This window comes from Agrobacterium sp. GW821-FHT14E08 (assembly GCF_058803865.1).
The window spans coordinates 1,011,011-1,027,019 of sequence record NZ_JBXAPJ010000001.1 but is presented as its reverse complement, the minus strand read 5'-3'; the positions used below and the strand labels follow the sequence as shown (position 1 = coordinate 1,027,019).

At 59.1% G+C, this 16,009-nt stretch carries 13 protein-coding genes; 9 read left to right on the top strand and 4 right to left on the bottom strand.

What is annotated here, in order from left to right:
- Nucleotides 1-98: 98 nt before the first annotated feature.
- From ccoG to gnd, 5 genes are all read left to right on the top strand, one after another.
- Entirely contained in the window at nucleotides 99-1,682 is a 1,584-nt protein-coding gene (gene ccoG / locus AC1ROR_RS05065) for a cytochrome c oxidase accessory protein CcoG (RefSeq protein WP_498588782.1), read from the top strand.
- The gene (locus AC1ROR_RS05060) at nucleotides 1,679-2,179 is read left to right on the top strand and encodes a FixH family protein (RefSeq protein WP_142845515.1); all 501 of its coding nucleotides are present in this window, start codon (nucleotides 1,679-1,681) and stop codon (nucleotides 2,177-2,179) included. Before ccoG ends, AC1ROR_RS05060 begins: the two co-directional genes overlap by 4 nt.
- Nucleotides 2,176-4,467, top strand: a complete 2,292-nt coding sequence (locus AC1ROR_RS05055) for a cation-translocating P-type ATPase (RefSeq protein ID WP_498588781.1) — start codon at nucleotides 2,176-2,178, stop codon at nucleotides 4,465-4,467. Before AC1ROR_RS05060 ends, AC1ROR_RS05055 begins: the two co-directional genes overlap by 4 nt.
- Nucleotides 4,464-4,622 (top strand): cbb3-type cytochrome oxidase assembly protein CcoS, encoded by a 159-nt coding sequence (gene ccoS, locus AC1ROR_RS05050; protein ID WP_035223387.1) that lies wholly within the window; start codon nucleotides 4,464-4,466, stop codon nucleotides 4,620-4,622. Before AC1ROR_RS05055 ends, ccoS begins: the two co-directional genes overlap by 4 nt.
- Before the next feature lie 163 nt (nucleotides 4,623-4,785).
- A complete protein-coding gene (gene gnd, locus AC1ROR_RS05045; RefSeq protein ID WP_035223392.1) occupies nucleotides 4,786-6,216 on the top strand; it encodes an NADP-dependent phosphogluconate dehydrogenase in 1,431 nt (476 codons plus the stop codon).
- A 67-nt stretch (nucleotides 6,217-6,283) separates the two neighbouring features.
- Here gnd and AC1ROR_RS05040 read toward each other — a convergent pair whose 3' ends face one another.
- From AC1ROR_RS05040 to AC1ROR_RS05030, 3 genes are all read right to left on the bottom strand, one after another.
- Nucleotides 6,284-6,610 carry an RcnB family protein gene (locus AC1ROR_RS05040; RefSeq protein ID WP_035223395.1) on the bottom strand — a complete coding sequence of 109 codons (327 nt, stop codon included), beginning with the start codon at nucleotides 6,608-6,610 and terminating at the stop codon, nucleotides 6,284-6,286.
- A 955-nt stretch (nucleotides 6,611-7,565) separates the two neighbouring features.
- Nucleotides 7,566-8,597 (bottom strand): L-glyceraldehyde 3-phosphate reductase, encoded by a 1,032-nt coding sequence (gene mgrA, locus AC1ROR_RS05035; protein ID WP_498588780.1) that lies wholly within the window; start codon nucleotides 8,595-8,597, stop codon nucleotides 7,566-7,568.
- A 123-nt stretch (nucleotides 8,598-8,720) separates the two neighbouring features.
- Entirely contained in the window at nucleotides 8,721-11,216 is a 2,496-nt protein-coding gene (locus AC1ROR_RS05030; protein ID WP_498588779.1) for a beta-mannosidase, read from the bottom strand.
- A 469-nt stretch (nucleotides 11,217-11,685) separates the two neighbouring features.
- Here AC1ROR_RS05030 and AC1ROR_RS05025 point away from each other — a divergent pair, with 469 nt between their 5' ends.
- Nucleotides 11,686-12,738 carry a LacI family transcriptional regulator gene (locus tag AC1ROR_RS05025; RefSeq protein WP_498588778.1) on the top strand — a complete coding sequence of 351 codons (1,053 nt, stop codon included), beginning with the start codon at nucleotides 11,686-11,688 and terminating at the stop codon, nucleotides 12,736-12,738.
- A gap of 21 nt (nucleotides 12,739-12,759) precedes the next feature.
- Here the strand turns inward: AC1ROR_RS05025 and znuA are convergent, their stop codons facing one another.
- Nucleotides 12,760-13,740: a zinc ABC transporter substrate-binding protein ZnuA gene (gene znuA, locus AC1ROR_RS05020; protein ID WP_498588777.1), complete on the bottom strand. Its 981-nt coding sequence runs from the start codon at nucleotides 13,738-13,740 to the stop codon at nucleotides 12,760-12,762.
- Between the two features lie 104 nt (nucleotides 13,741-13,844).
- On the opposite strand from znuA, the gene znuC reads away from it, so the two are divergent.
- Genes znuC through zur form a run of 3 tightly spaced genes read left to right on the top strand, consistent with a single transcriptional unit; the run spans nucleotide 13,845 to nucleotide 15,986 of the window.
- Nucleotides 13,845-14,765: a zinc ABC transporter ATP-binding protein ZnuC gene (gene znuC, locus AC1ROR_RS05015; RefSeq protein WP_498588776.1), complete on the top strand. Its 921-nt coding sequence runs from the start codon at nucleotides 13,845-13,847 to the stop codon at nucleotides 14,763-14,765.
- Nucleotides 14,758-15,576: a zinc ABC transporter permease subunit ZnuB gene (znuB, locus tag AC1ROR_RS05010; protein ID WP_035217238.1), complete on the top strand. Its 819-nt coding sequence runs from the start codon at nucleotides 14,758-14,760 to the stop codon at nucleotides 15,574-15,576. The genes znuC and znuB overlap by 8 nt, the downstream gene beginning before the upstream one ends.
- Nucleotides 15,573-15,986 carry a zinc uptake transcriptional repressor Zur gene (gene zur, locus AC1ROR_RS05005; RefSeq protein WP_035217240.1) on the top strand — a complete coding sequence of 138 codons (414 nt, stop codon included), beginning with the start codon at nucleotides 15,573-15,575 and terminating at the stop codon, nucleotides 15,984-15,986. The genes znuB and zur overlap by 4 nt, the downstream gene beginning before the upstream one ends.
- Nucleotides 15,987-16,009: the final 23 nt, after the last annotated feature.

The following is a 16,009-nucleotide window of genomic DNA, read 5'->3' as shown; positions in this document are numbered from 1 at the left end:
GTTCCCATACTGCGCCACTTTGTCGTCACTTGATGCAAGTCAAGGATGTTTCACCGGGGAGATGGGAGAAAGCAAGGAGATAAAAACGGACTCCTATCATGAACATCTATCGCGCCGGACAGGATCGCCCGCAACAGCCCGTCGAGAGGCTGGAGGCGGAAGCCGTCAATTCCGCAAAAACGCGCAAACCGCTCTACGAAGCGCGCAGGAAGATTTTTCCCAAGCGTGCGGAGGGGCGGTTCCGGCGGTTCAAATGGCTGGTGATGCTGGTCACGCTCGGCATTTATTATCTGACGCCGTTTCTGCGCTGGGATCGCGGTCCCTATGCGCCGGATCAGGCGGTGCTGATCGATATCGCCAACCGGCGCTTTTATTTCTTCTTCATCGAAATCTGGCCGCAGGAGTTCTTCTTTGTCGCCGGATTACTGGTCATGGCCGGGCTTGGGCTCTTTCTCGTCACGTCCGCTATCGGGCGCGCATGGTGCGGTTACACCTGTCCGCAGACCGTCTGGGTCGACCTGTTTCTGGTGGTCGAACGGGCGATAGAGGGCGACAGGAATGCGCGCATGAAATTGGATGCGGCGCCCTTCACATTCGGCAAATTGCGCAAGCGGGTGCTGAAACACGCGATCTGGCTGGTGATCGGCGTTCTGACCGGCGGCGCCTGGATTTTCTATTTTGCCGATGCGCCGACGCTGGCCATGCAGTTCATGACCGGGCAGGCGCCGATGATCGCCTATTCCACCGTCGCCATCCTCACCGCCACCACCTATGTCTTCGGCGGGCTGATGCGGGAACAGGTCTGCACCTATATGTGTCCCTGGCCGCGCATTCAGGCGGCGATGCTGGATGAGAATTCGCTTGTCGTCACCTATAATGACTGGCGCGGCGAACCGCGCTCGCGGCATGCCAAGAAGGCTGCGGCGGCAGGGGAGAGCATCGGTGATTGCGTCGATTGCAATGCCTGCGTCGCGGTCTGTCCCATGGGTATCGACATCAGGGACGGTCAGCAGCTGGAATGCATCACCTGCGCGCTCTGCATCGATGCCTGCGACGGGGTGATGGACAAGATCGGCAAGCCGCGCGGGCTGATCGCCTATGCGACGCTTTCCGAATACCAGTCCAACATGGCGCTGGCGACCGGCAATGGTGAGCATGCCATCCGCCCCGCCAATGTGCGAGAGGAGGACGGCAGCTTCAGGAAGAGCATCCGCCACTTCAACTGGCGCATCGTCTTCCGGCCGCGCACGCTGCTTTATACCGCCATATGGTCGGCAGTCGGCATCGGCATGCTGTTTGCACTGGTGACGCGGGAGCGGCTGGCGCTCAATGTGCTGCATGACCGCAATCCGCAATATGTGCTGGAATCGAACGGCTCCATTCGCAACGGCTATACGGTGCGCATTCTCAACATGGTGCCGCAGCCGCGCATAATGAGCCTCACCATCGAGGGCATTCCGAATGCGGTGATGAAGATCAACGGCATGCCGGACACGGCCGCACGCACCTTCGAAGTGACGGTGGAGCCGGACGAGGCGACGACGCTGAAGGTCTTCGTCACCCTGCCGGGCAAAGATGTCGCGCGGGCGGCGGAAAATTTCGAATTCATCGTCAGCGATACGGGCGGCCATGAGACGGCCCGCTACGATGCTGTCTTCAACGCTCCGGGAGTGAAAAAATGACCGTGAACAATCGTCAGACGTCCGGTTTCACGTTCACCGGCTGGCATATGCTGGGTGTCATGCTGCTGTTTTTCGGCACCGTCATCACCGTCAACATGGTGATGGCCTGGAACGCGGTCAACAGCTGGAGCGGGCTCGTTGTGCCCAACACCTATGTGGCCAGCCAGCAGTTCAACGCCAAGGCGGAAGCCGCCAAGGCAAGGGCTGCGACCGGTATCAAGGGCAAGCTCATCGTGGATGAAAAGACCGTGCGTTACGAGGTGTTTCATCCCGACACCGGCCCGGTCGACACGGATAAGGTGACGGCGCATTTTCGCCGGCCTGTGGGGGAACGCCAGAATTTCGACATGGAACTGACCCCGGTTTCCACCGGTGTCTTTACCGGACCGCATGATATGCTGCCGGGCCAATGGATCGTCGAGGTTACCGCCGTCAAGGACGGCCGGATTATCGTGCATGAGGGCACGCGGATCGCCGTCATCAGGGGGCGCAAATGAGCTGCTGCGCACCGGGAACGGAAGGTTCGCTGCAACTCGGCGAGCCGGTCAATCCACCATCGTCAGAGGAGTTGATGCTGGCGAGCCGCGATCTGGGGCAGGGGCTGCGGCAGAGCGATCTCAGCGTGCCGGATGTGTATTGCGGCGCCTGCATCACCACCATCGAGACCGCGCTCGGCCGTCTGCGCCAAGTGGAGCGGGCGCGGGTGAACCTGTCGTCCAAACGCGTGGCGGTCGTCTGGAAGGAGGAGGTCGATGGCGTCAGGACCGATCCTGCCGAGATTGCCCGCGCCATTCTTGCGACGGGATATCGCACGCATCTTTTCGCCAGCGGGCAGGATGCCTCGGACGCCTTGCGTTCGCAGCTGATCAGGGCGGTGGCGCTGTGCGGCTTTGCTTCCGCCAATATCATGCTTCTGTCTGTCTCCGTCTGGTCGGGGGCGGATGCGGCGACGCGCGACATGTTCCACTGGATTTCGGCGATGATCGCCGCGCCGGCGCTGATCTATGGCGGGCGTTTCTTTTACCAGTCGGCCTGGAATGCGCTGAAACACGGCCGCACCAATATGGATGTGCCGATAGCGCTCGCCATCACGCTCTCTTATGCCGTCTCGCTGTGGGAAACGATCCATCACGGTGAGCATGCCTGGTTCGATGCGACCGTCTCGCTGCTGTTCTTCCTGCTCATCGGCCGGACGCTTGACCATATCATGCGTGACAAGGCGCGTTCGGCCATTGCCGGGCTTGCCCGTCTTTCGCCGCGCGGGGCAACGGTGATCGGTGAGAATGGAACGCGGGAGTATCGGCCGCTTGCCGATATCCAGCCGGGAATGTCGATTGCGATTGCGGCCGGGGACCGGGTGGCCGTGGATGCCGTGGTCGTCTCCGGCAGCAGTGATCTCGACATGTCCATCGTCAATGGCGAGAGCGCACCGCGTCGCGTTGCGGCAGGCGACAGCCTTCAGGCGGGCACGCTCAATCTCACCGGTTCGCTGATTGCGCGGGTGACGGCATCGGCAAAAGATTCCTTCCTGTCGGAAGTGATCGGGTTGATGGAGGCGGCCGAAGGCGGGCGGGCGCGTTACCGGCGCATTGCCGACCGCGCCGCAAGCTATTATTCACCCGTGGTGCATCTTCTCGCGTTGTTGACGTTTCTCGGCTGGGGCATTTTCGGCGGCGACTGGAAACAGGCGATGCTGATCGCCATTGCGGTTCTCATCATCACCTGCCCCTGCGCGCTTGGTCTTGCCGTTCCCGTCGTGCAGGTGGTGGCCGCCGGAAGGCTGTTCCGACACGGCATCATGGTCAAGGAAGGCTCGGCCATGGAGCGGCTGGCCGAAATCGACACTGTGCTGTTCGACAAGACCGGCACCCTGACCATCGGAAAACCGAGATTGGTCGAGACCGGCGATGTGAAGCCCGCCACCATGGCGATTGCGGCCGGGCTTGCCGCCCATTCGCGTCATCCCCTGTCGAAAGCCCTGCATGCTGCCTATAGCGGCGCTGTGCCGACCTATGAGGCGGTACGGGAAATTCCGGGCTCCGGCGTCGAGGCGGAGACGGAAGCCGGAACCTACCGGCTGGGCAATCGCCGTTTTGCGTGCCCGGATGAAGTGAGCGTCGACAATGGCGATGCGCGGTCGGAAGTGGTGCTGTCCCTCGATGGCAGGCATCTGGCGAGCTTCGGTTTCGAGGATAATCCGCGCGCGGGTGCGGTTGCGGCATTGCGCAGCCTCTCAGTCCGTGGGCTGATGCAGGAAATCGTTTCGGGTGATCGGGCAGCAGCCGTCAGCGCCATGGCGCAGCGGCTGGGGATCGGCAACTGGCGTGCCGATCTGTCGCCGAAGGACAAGGCGGCGCGCTGTGCCGAACTTGCCGGCGAGGGGCGCAGGGTGCTGATGGTGGGAGACGGTATCAACGACGCGCCGGCGCTCGCCGCCGCGCATGTGTCCATAGCGCCCGCCACCGCCGCCGATATCGGCCGGCAGACCGCCGATTTCGTATTCATGCAGGAGGATCTCGATGCCGTGCCTTTCGCAATCGAGACATCGCAGCGGGCAGGAAGGCTGATCCGGCAGAACTTCGCGCTTGCCATCGGCTATAACATCATTGCCGTTCCGATTGCGATTGCCGGTTATGCGACGCCGATGATCGCGGCCATTGCGATGTCGACATCTTCACTGATCGTCGTTGCCAATGCGTTGCGCCTTGCCGGTGCGGCGGAAACCATTCGTCCCCGGAACGACGTAAAAACAGGATTTGCGGGCGAGGGGGCGCAACTGGCATGAACATGCTGATCTATCTCATTCCCGTCGCGCTGTTTCTGGGCGCGCTCGGGCTTTTCGCCTTCCTCTGGTCGGTTCGATCAGGGCAGTATGACGATATGGACGGGGCCGCCTGGCGGGTAATCGACGATGGTGATGACCGGCCACGGCCCTCTTGAAGGGGACGCAAAAGGTCAGTTTTGACCTGGCCTCGACCTGTCGCAAATATGCAAAGCTGATTTGCGTCATCAAAATTTAATCGTTTCAGTCGCCCCCAGCCTTGCCGTTTGTTCATTACAGTGCCACAACACGACCACCTAAAAGCAAGATGGAGGCACATCCGTGGAACAGGCAGAAATCGGTTTGATCGGTCTCGGCGTCATGGGCTCGAACCTGGCGTTGAACATCGCGGAAAAGGGCAACAAGATTGCCGTATTCAACCGAACCCCTGAAGCGACGAAAAAATTCTACGCCGAGGCTGGGGACTTGCAGGGACAGTTGATCCCCTGCGAAACCATCGAGGAATTCGTCGCCGCCATTCGCCCTCCGCGCCCGATCATCATCATGATCAAGGCCGGCGATCCGGTCGACCAGCAGATGGAAATCCTGAAACCGCACCTCGCCAACGGCGACATCATGATCGATGCCGGCAATGCGAATTTCCGCGATACGATCCGCCGTTTCGACAATCTGAAGGATAGCGGCCTGACCTTTATCGGCATGGGCGTTTCCGGCGGTGAAGAAGGCGCGCGCCATGGACCGTCGATCATGGTCGGCGGCACCGAGGATAGCTGGAAGCGCGTCGAGAAGGTGCTGACTTCCATTTCCGCCAAGTACAACAACGATCCGTGCGTGGCATGGCTCGGCAATGACGGCGCTGGCCATTTCGTCAAGACCATCCATAACGGCATCGAATATGCCGACATGCAGATGATCGCCGAAATCTACGGCATCCTGCGTGATGGCCTTGGCATGAGCGCCGTCGAAATCGCCGATGTTTTCGCCGAGTGGAACAAGGGTCGCCTGAATTCCTACCTGATCGAAATCACCGAGAAGGTCCTGCGCGCCGCCGATCCGATCACCGGCAAGCCGATGGTCGATCTGATCCTCGACAAGGCCGGCCAGAAGGGCACCGGCAAGTGGTCGGTCATCGAGGCGCAGAACATGGGCGTCGCCGCAACCGCCATCGAGGCGGCCGTGGCTGCCCGTATCCTGTCGTCGCAGAAGGACGAGCGCGAAGCTGCCGAGAAGATCTTCGGCCTGCCGACCCTTGCAGCGGCACCGGCTGACAAAAAGGCCTTCATCGCCGATCTGGAAAGCGCGCTTCTGGCCGCCAAGGTCGGCGCTTATGCGCAGGGCTTCGCCATCATGTCGGCCGCTTCGAAGGAGTTCAACTGGAACCTGCCGATGCCGACGATCGCGCGCATCTGGCGCGCTGGCTGCATCATTCGCTCGGAATTCCTCGATGAGATCACCTCGGCCTTCACCAAGGACCCGCATGTGGCCAACCTCATCGTGACGCCTGCCTTTGCCGGCATCGTCAAGGATACCGACGCACCGCTGCGCCGTGTTGTTTCCTATGCCGTTCTCTCCGGCCTGCCGGTTTCGGCGCTGGCTTCGGCACTCGGTTACTTCGACGCCTATCGCCGTGGCCGCGGCAGCGCCAATCTCATTCAGGCGCAGCGCGACTTCTTCGGCGCGCATGGTTTCGAACGCACCGACGGTGTGGACAAGCCGCATGGCCCTTGGGGCAGCGGTGCCGACATTTTCTGATCGGCTGAAACGACAAACGACAAAAGGCCCGCGCGAGCGGGCCTTTTTCATTTCATCGATGCCTGGATTAACGGGCGGCGGCGAGGCCGACGATCAGGCCACTGACGGCATTGATGAGCAGGAACTGGTTGTCGACGCGGACCCAGCGCTGGTCGCGGCGCGGTTCGGCAAGGCGATAGCGTCGATAATCGCGGCGGTCGATCACATGGCGGCGTTCGCCCGCAGACAGACGCTGGCCGCGATCCCAGCGGTGCTTCTTGACGATGACCTTCTTGGTGGTGACCTGACGCTCGACGGTGACGCCGCGATGGCGATCGTCGTGGCGGCTTTGGGCCTGAGCCATCGGAGCGGCGAGAACGGTAGCGGCCAGAAGAATGGTGACGAACTTTTTCATGGAAGTTTCCTCTTGGGTTTCGATGAGGAGAACTTACGAATAAACGAATGAACGGAAACTGAATTTAAAATTACATTTATGTAATGGTTATTAACGGTTAGGGGCGGGAGTTAATCTTCTATTTTGAGATTTTTCTTGCTGCCAAAGTGATCCGACCACCCGGCCGTCGTTTTGTCCACCACGCCGTCACGTGCAAATGCTGCTGTTGATTAAACCCCAAAATCCGCCTTGCCCGCGAAAGCGCAAGTACCATGGCGCCGAGGCTGACGGCAGGTTCCAGTGCGCGAAACGCACCACGGAGCCTGAGCCGAACGCGCGCTGCGATGGCATTCAACGTCGATCCGTTGTGCCAATTATAGTTTTATTCACCTCAAAAAACGTTCAAATTCTGAAATGTTTGCAATTAGATACGTGCGACTTTAGTGAGAAATATATATCTGACCACGACCAAGGCGAGTAGAAGAGATAAGCATGAAGTCAAGATTAGTTACATCAGTGTCGCTCATATTGATCACCCTTAGTGGCTGCACAACTGCGCCGACAACGCTTAATAACGCCGGGTCGTCTTCTGACGCTTGTGGTGCGTCGCGCTACCAGAAATATATTGGAGGGCCTTCATCCGCGACTGTTGGTCTGAATATTCCCGGAGACTCGCGGCATTATGGACGACAAGAGCGCGTTGCTAATGACACACCGTCAAGATTGAACTTTGTTCATAGCGGCACTGCCACAGAATCTGTGACTAATCCGAAGTCGACCGTCATTCGCGTGTTCTGCGGCTAATAAAGGAACCTCGACCCAAGCTTGGGTAACCCATGTGAGCGCGCGGGGGGCTTCGGGGCCATTCGAAAACGGCCGGATTTCCTACAACGAGCCCCTTCTGTTCCGGTAGCGACTTTCGCTGCCTCATTGAGTGATAGGACCACCCGGCAAAACCGGGCGGTCTTTTTTTCGGTCAGACCCGTTCGGCGGATTTTGCCCAGAGGTTGATATCCGCTTCCTTGGCGTAACCGTCGATTTCGGCAAGCTCTTCGGCCGTGAAATCCGGCTTGTCGAGCGCCTTCACGCAATCCTCGACCTGTTCGACACGGCTTGCGCCGATGAGCGCCGAGGTGATGCGGCCGCCGCGCAGAACCCAGGCAATCGCCATCTGCGCCAGCGTCTGGCCACGCCGCTCGGCAATGCTGTTGAGTGCACGGATGTTCTCGACATTGCGCTCGTTGAGGAAGGCCGGGTTGAGCGACTTGCTCTGCGCAGCACGGCTGCCGTCCGGCACGCCGCCGAGATATTTCGTGGTCAGCATGCCCTGCGCCAGCGGGGAGAAGACGATGGAGCCGATACCCAGTTCTTCCAGCGTATCGACGAGACCGTCTTCCTCGATCCAGCGGTTGATCATCGAATAGCTCGGCTGGTGGATGATGCAGGGCGTGCCGAGGTCCTTCAGGATCGCTGCGGCCTCACGGGTGCGCTTCGAATTGTAGGACGAGATGCCGACATAAAGCGCCTTGCCCGAGCGCACGATCTGGTCCAGGGCGCCGCAGGTTTCCTCAAGCGGCGTATTGGGGTCGAAACGGTGGGAATAGAAGATATCGACGTAATCCAGCCCCATGCGCTTCAGGCTCTGGTCGCAGGAGGCGATTACGTATTTGCGGCTGCCCCATTCGCCATAGGGACCTGGCCACATGTTGTAACCGGCCTTGGAGGAGATGATCATCTCGTCGCGATAACCTCTGAAATCCGTCTTTAGGATTTCACCGAAGGCGGTTTCGGCGCTACCGGGCGGCGGGCCGTAATTGTTGGCGAGATCGAAATGGGTGATGCCGAGATCAAAGGCGCGGCGGCAGATGGCCTGTTTGGTCTGGTGTGGCGTGTCATTGCCGAAATTGTGCCAAAGGCCGAGCGAAATCGCCGGCAGTTTCAGGCCGGTCTTTCCGCAATGATTGTATTTCATGGATTTGTATCGGTTTTCGGCCGGTTGCCAAACCATGGGTCTTCCTCCATTTGCTGATGATCGGCTGCGCAGAATCCGGCAGCCCTTTGAACTGATGGGACAGGCGCGGGCGCACCTGTCATTTCCGAGAGGGATGGTTATGCCTTTCTCCGCCTTGTTTCAATGCGAGGATTGGCAGGTATAAAGATCGAAGATGCGGAAATGCGGCTGCCCGCCATCCGCTTTCGGGGTGAAGATGATACGGCGCGTTTCGCCAGCGGAAAGATCGAACAGATTATCCGAATAGCGCCCGGGCTGATCGGCCTCCAGCATGACGAAGAGGGCGAGACCCGTAGCCGTCACATCGATTTCGAACTGGCCGTTTTTCAGTGTGTTGGTGGTGAATGTCAGGCCAGCAGGCTGAAGCTCCAGCGCTTTGTAGGTGTCGCGCACATGGTGGCCTTCGCCGGTCATGCCGTTGGAAGCGATGAAATTCCAGGCGAGGATGGCGCCATCAGGCAGGCTGTCCATGTCGATATCCGTCAGCGTGGCGGCCCTGTCGGTCGCGCAGGTGCCGTTGGCGGATTTCAGCGGCACGCGGTTGCCGTCCATGGTCAGCGCAACGATGTTCATGTCGATTTCCACATCTTCCGCCGTGTCGTTGACCATGGAGAAGCTCACCCGGCGTCCATCGTCGGAAGGGATGGCCGAGACGGTGACGGGCTGGAAGAAACGGCGGGCGGCATAATGAAGCGCTTTCCAGCCGCCGCCATAATCGAGGCTCGACCATGAGGCGACCGGCCAGGTATCGTTGAGCTGCCAATAAAGCGTGCCCATGCAATGGGGCTTCAGCGAGCGCCAGTAATCGACAGCCGTGCGGATGGCCAGCGCCTGCTGCACCTGGCTCAGATAAACGAAATTCTCGAAATCCTTCGGGAAGCGGAAGTAGCGGAACATGGTGCCGGCGATGCGCTCATTGCCGCCGACATTCTTCTGGTGCAACTCGATGACCGGGGAGGCGATGTTCATGTCCCTGTCTTCCGCGTAGGTGCGGATGACGGGCATGGATGTATAGGACTGGAAACCGAATTCGGAGCAGAAGCGCGGCTTCACCGAACGGTAATTATTAAACGACTTGTTCTCGTGCCAGACGGACCAGTAGTGCATGTCGCCGGAACCATCCGCGTGCCAGGCATCGCCATAATCGAGATAACCGGAGGCGGGGCTCGATGGCCACCAGAGCGCTTCGGGAGCGGCTTTTTTCAGAGCCCGTTCGATGGTGCGGTTCAGGCGGTCATAGGCTACGAGATAACGGTCGCGATTGTTGCGAGATTCATCGAACCAGGTCAGCGCACCCACCAGCTCGTTATCACCACACCAGAGCGCGATGGACGGATGGGAGGAGAGGCGTTTCACCTGATAATCGACCTCGTGTTCGACATTATCGAGGAAATCCTCGCTGCAGGGATAGAGATTGCAGGCGAACATGAAATCCTGCCAGACCAGCAGGCCGAGACGGTCGCAGAGATCGTAAAACCAGTCTTCCTCATAAAATCCGCCGCCCCAGACGCGGATCATATTCATATTTGCCTCGACCGCGGAGCAGAGAAGGTCCTCGGTCTTTTCCCGGCTGGTCAGCGAATAGAGCGCATCGGCGGGGATCCAGTTGGCGCCGCGGCAGAAGATTTCCCTACCATTGATGCGGAAGGCAAAGCGGCTGCCGGCCTCGTCCTTGTCCGTTAGAAGCTCGATGGTCCTGAAGCCGATCTGGCGGGTGACTGTCTCATCAGGCAATTCCACCGTCAGCGTGTAGAGCGTCTGTTCACCACTGCCGGCCGGCCACCAGAGCTCCGGATTTTCCACGAAGAAGACGTGGCGTACCACCGTTTCACCGGCTCCGACGCCACAATCGAGCCTGAGCCTTTCATCATTCAGCGACAGATAGACCGGCAGACTCGCGGGGCCCTCGGCAAACAGCGTGACGGCGACATGCAGCTCGACGCCGCCTTCGACATGGTGCTGGAAGGTGACGACATGTTCTATACGTGCGGTATCAAGGCGCTTCAGCAGGATTTTGCCGTAAAGGCCGAGTGGCGCAATCGCGATGTTCCAGTCCCAGCCGAAATGGCATTGCGGCTTGCGCAGCATGTTGCCATTGGCGATCGGCGAATTGCCCGGATGATAGGGAATATAAAAAGGCTGCCGCGCCTGCCGTTCCGCGCCGGCGGCGATGTTGGAGTGGAAATGGATGCGGATGGTGTTTTCGCCGGGCCGCAGCGCGCGCGATACGTCTGGGCGGTAACGGCGGAAACAATTGTCTGCCGTGAGAACCGGGACATCGTTGACGAAGATGATGGCGACTGTATCGAGGTAATCGATGTCGAGATACCAACTGGCTTCAGCGTCATCGAGCACGAATGTCCGCTGGATGATCCAGTCCCGCTGCGCGACCCATTGCACCGCATTTTCATTGGCACCGTGATAGGGGTCGGGAATGATGCCTGCATTTTTGAGTGCGCTGTGAATGTCGCCGGGTATGGAAAGTTCGGTCGCATGGTCTCCTTCCGCGGATTCCAGGCGCCACAGCCCGGCCAGATCGATGACGGTTTCGGGCGTGGAGGAGGAAATCATGATCGGACCCTGCGTAATATGAATTCGAAGCGGATGGGCCGGCATTATGATGCAGGCTTGTGTCAGAATCTGGGGAAGACGGATGCCCGTGCACCGGCTGATACAAGCTCGTCCGGCTAGACAGTCTCCTCCCTCCGGCAACGTTACCGTAAAATAATCGTTCCGTCATGCCTTCAGGATGAAACTTACAAAGGTAAAGATGCCTGCCGGCGGAAGGCGATAACTGGCAGAGGGTATTTTTTTTAATATATCATGTTTTTACGTTTTGAATCATATGTTTCATTTGATTATTTAATCTAAATAATAAGGATTTTTTCGCCTGGAAGCGATCGCGATCTCTGCATCTGAGGTTAGGGAGGTTTTGCGGGCGCCGGAGGAATTTTTCCCTGCCTATATCGTTATAGTCATGATTTGCGTCGCCATGAGCGCGCTGGTCGGCGGTTTGTGACGTTTGCCTTTGCAACAGAGCAAAAGCTATCTATGATTACTGTCCGGTAAAGCGTGGCGAAATGACATGAACGATACAGGTAAATCCGGCGGGGGCGATATTCCCGCCATGACGGGCGAACGCCCGACCTTGAAGACCATCGCCTTCATGACAGGCCTGGGCATTACCACCGTGTCTCGCGCGCTGAAGGATGCACCGGATATCGGCGCTGAAACCAAGGAGCGTGTGCGGCTTATCGCCCGGCAGATCGGCTATCAGCCGAACCGTGCCGGTGTGCGTCTTCGCACCGGCAAGACCAATGTGATTGCCCTTGTGCTGAGCGTCGATGAAGAGTTGATGGGTTTCACCAGCCAGATGGTGTTCGGCATCACCGAGGTTCTCGCCACCACTCAATATCACCTTGTCGTTACACCACACACCCATGCCAAGGATTCCATGGTGCCGATCCGCTACATTCTCGAGACCGGCTCGGCGGATGGGGTGATTATTTCGAAGATCGAGCCGAACGATCCGCGCGTGCGTTTCATGACGGAGCGCAACATGCCCTTCGTCACCCATGGCCGCTCGGATATGGGCATCGCACATGCCTATCATGATTTCGACAACGAGGCTTACGCCTATGAGGCTGTCGAGCGACTGGCTCAATGCGGACGCAAGAGGATTGCCGTGATCGTGCCCCCGTCACGCTTTTCCTTCCACGACCATGCCCGCAAGGGCTTCAATCGCGGGATCAGGGATTTCGGCCTTTCCGAATTTCCAATCGATGCCGTGACCATTGAAACGCCGCTCGACAGGATTCGCGATTTTGGCCAGAGGCTGATGCAATCGGACGATCGTCCCGATGGCATCGTCTCCATCAGCGGCAGCAGCACCATCGCCCTTGTGGCGGGTTTCGAGGCGGCGGGTGTGAGGATCGGCGAGGATATCGATATCGTCTCGAAGCAGTCCGCAGAGTTTTTGAACTGGATCAAGCCGCAGATCCACACCGTCAATGAAGATATCAAGCTGGCGGGCAGGGAGCTTGCGACAGCCCTTCTTGCGCGCATCAATGGCGCGTCACCGGAAACCCTGCAGAGCATCAGCGGTCCGGTCTGGTCCGAGATGGCGCCGAAGCCTTGAGAGAAGGATCGCCAGTCCGGATCAGGACAGGCAATCCTTCAGTGAGGCGGCAATGCCGCGCATCAGCTTGAAATAGAGATCGGGACCGGGCTCCAGCGTCGCCGCTTCCGGATCGAGCGTTGCGGATTTTGCCGCCGTGCCCTCGGTGATGACCGAGATTAGTTTCGGCTCGAATTGCGGTTCGGCAAAAACACAGGTCGCACCAAGCTGGCGGACTTTTTCCTGCATTTGGCTGACGCGATCCGCGCCTGGCAGGGTTTCGGGGCTGACGGTGATCGATCCCGCCGTCTTCACGCCGTAACGGTGTTCGAAATATTGGTAAGCATCGTGGAAAACGATGAAGGGCTTGTCCTTCACCGGCTTGACCGTTTCCGCAATTTCGGTGTCCAGCGCGTCGATGTCATCGATCAGCTTCTTCGTATTGGCCTGATAGGTTGCGGCATTGCCGGCATCTGCCGCAATCAGCGCGGTTTCGATCTCCTGCGCCATGGCCTTGGCATTGGCGGGATCAAGCCAGAGATGCGTGTCATATGCGCCGTGCTCATGATCGTCGTGATCATGGGCATGATCATGCGTGCCTGCCTTTTCGGCATGGCCGTCATGTTCGCCGTGTTCTTCTTGGCCATGATCATGCGCCTCGAAGGGGCCGCCTTCGCGGAAGGGCAGCTTTTCCAGCCCCTTGGCGTCTTCCAGTTCCACCACAGTCGCCTTGCTGGTCAGCGCCTCCAGCGGCTTTTCCAGGAAAGCTTCGAGCCCGGGCCCGACCCAGAAGACCAGATCGGCCTTTTCCAGCGTGCGTGCATTGGAGGGCCTGAGATTATAGGTGTGAGGAGAGGCCACACCTTCGACGAGGAGCTGCGGTTCGCCCACGCCCTGCATGATTGCCGCGACAAGGGAGTGGACAGGCTTGATCGAGACCACGACATTGGGTGCGGCCGTTGCGCCGGAAGCGGCCACTGCTATTGCCACCGATGCCATGAGCGGGATCAGGATCGACTTCATGAAATGCACTCCACTTGAAGAAGTATAGTTATGTTATTACATTTATTGCGTAACTCTATAACGTATGCAATAGCGGTAAGCAACATCGCCAATCGGACAATCCCATGCTTCATTCCGCCCCCAAGGGTAGCGACATACTGGTTTCCCTTTCCAATGCCGGCGTGCAGCGCAACGGCCGCTGGCTTGTGCGCGGCGTGGAGTTTTCCGTCAGCAAAGGCGAGATCGTTACGCTGATCGGCCCCAATGGTTCGGGGAAATCCACCAGTGCGAAAATGGCCATCGGCGTGTTGAAGCCAAGCGAAGGTGAGGTGTCGCGCATTGCCGGTCTGCGTGTTGGCTATGTGCCGCAGAAGCTATCCGTGGACTGGACCATGCCGCTTTCCGTGCGTCGGCTGATGACGCTGACCGGGCCGCTCGCTGCCTGCGAGATCGATGCGGCGTTGAACGCCACGGGCATCGCGCATCTGGCGGGTGCAGAAGTCCAGCATCTGTCCGGCGGCGAGTTCCAGCGTGCGCTTCTCGCCCGTGCCATCGCGCGCAAGCCGGATCTGCTGGTTCTTGATGAGCCTGTTCAGGGTGTCGATTTCTCCGGGGAGATAGCGCTCTATGAACTGATAAAAAATATCAGAAATTCAAGCAATTGCGGAATTTTGTTAATCTCGCATGATTTGCATGTGGTGATGGCGGAAACCGACACCGTGATATGCCTGAACGGGCATGTCTGCTGCCGCGGAACGCCGCAGGCGGTGAGCCAGAGCCCGGAATATATGCGGTTGTTCGGCGGGGCGGCCGCCAAGGGCCTTGCCGTTTACAGTCACCATCACGATCACACCCATCTGCCCGATGGCCGGGTACAGCATGCGGATGGCTCCGTGACCGATCATTGCCATCCCGAAGATGGCCATCATCACACGCATGACCATGGTCACCGCGATGATGACCATGGCGAATGCGGCTGCGGTCACGAGCATGACCATCAGGGCCACGGCCCCGCAAGCCACGGGCAGGGAGAGCGCCATGTTTGACGATTTCTTCGTTCGCGCCATGCTCGCGGGCATCGGCGTTGCCCTGACCGCCGGTCCCCTCGGCTGTTTCGTCGTCTGGCGGCGCATGGCCTATTTCGGCGATACGATGGCGCATTCCGCACTGCTTGGCGTTGCCTTGTCGCTGCTGCTGCAGCTCAACCTCATCGTCAGCGTTTTTCTGGTGGCGTCGGCCGTTTCGATCCTGCTGATTTTCCTGCAAAGGCGGCAGGCGCTTTCCGCCGATGCGCTGCTCGGCATCTTGTCCCACTCGGCGCTTGCGATCGGTCTCGTCATCGTCGCCTTCATGAGCTGGGTGCGCATCGATCTCGTCTCGTTCCTGTTCGGCGATATTCTGGCCGTTACCCGCAGCGATATCGCGCTGATCTGGGGCGGCGGACTGGTGGTTATCGTCGCCATGGTTTTCCTGTGGCGGTCGCTGCTCGCCTCCACCGTCAATAATGAGCTCGCAGAGGCGGAGGGGCTGAACCCGGAACGGGCCAAGCTCATCTTCACCCTGTTGATGGCGCTGGTGATCGCCATTGCCATGAAGGTGGTCGGCATCATGCTGATTACCTCGCTGCTCATCATACCGGCGGCGACCGCAAGGCGCTTTTCGGCCACTCCTGAGGTGATGGCCGTGGTCGCCTCGCTGATCGGCGCGGTTGCCGTCATTGGCGGCCTGTTCGGCTCGCTGACCTATGATACGCCGTCCGGCCCCTCCATCGTGGTTGCCGCCGTGATCCTGTTCGTTATAAGCCTGTTACCGGCGCCGGGTTTTTCCCGCTCCGCGGATGAAGGAGGCAAGTCATGAATGTGCAGACCCAGCAGAACCTCACCAAGAACCAGTCGCTGGTCATGAATGCCCTGTCGAATGCGCATCAGCCGCTCAGCGCCTACATGATCCTCGACAAGCTGCGGGATGATGGGTTCCGCGCGCCGCTGCAGGTTTACCGGGCTTTGGAAAAGCTTGTTGAATATGGTCTCGTGCACCGGCTGGAAAGCCTCAACGCCTTCGTTGCCTGCACCCACACGCAGGCCGAATGCTGCTCCCATCATCACGGAACGGTGGCCTTTGCCATCTGCGAATCCTGCGGGCAGGTGACCGAATTCCATGATCACGAAATCGACCATCGCCTCGAGCGCTGGGTGAAGGACAGCAAGTTCAAGGCGGAAAAGACCACGATTGAAATTCGCGGCCTCTGCGCCAATTGCGCGTCATAGGCATTGTTGCCCGGGCGGGCGTT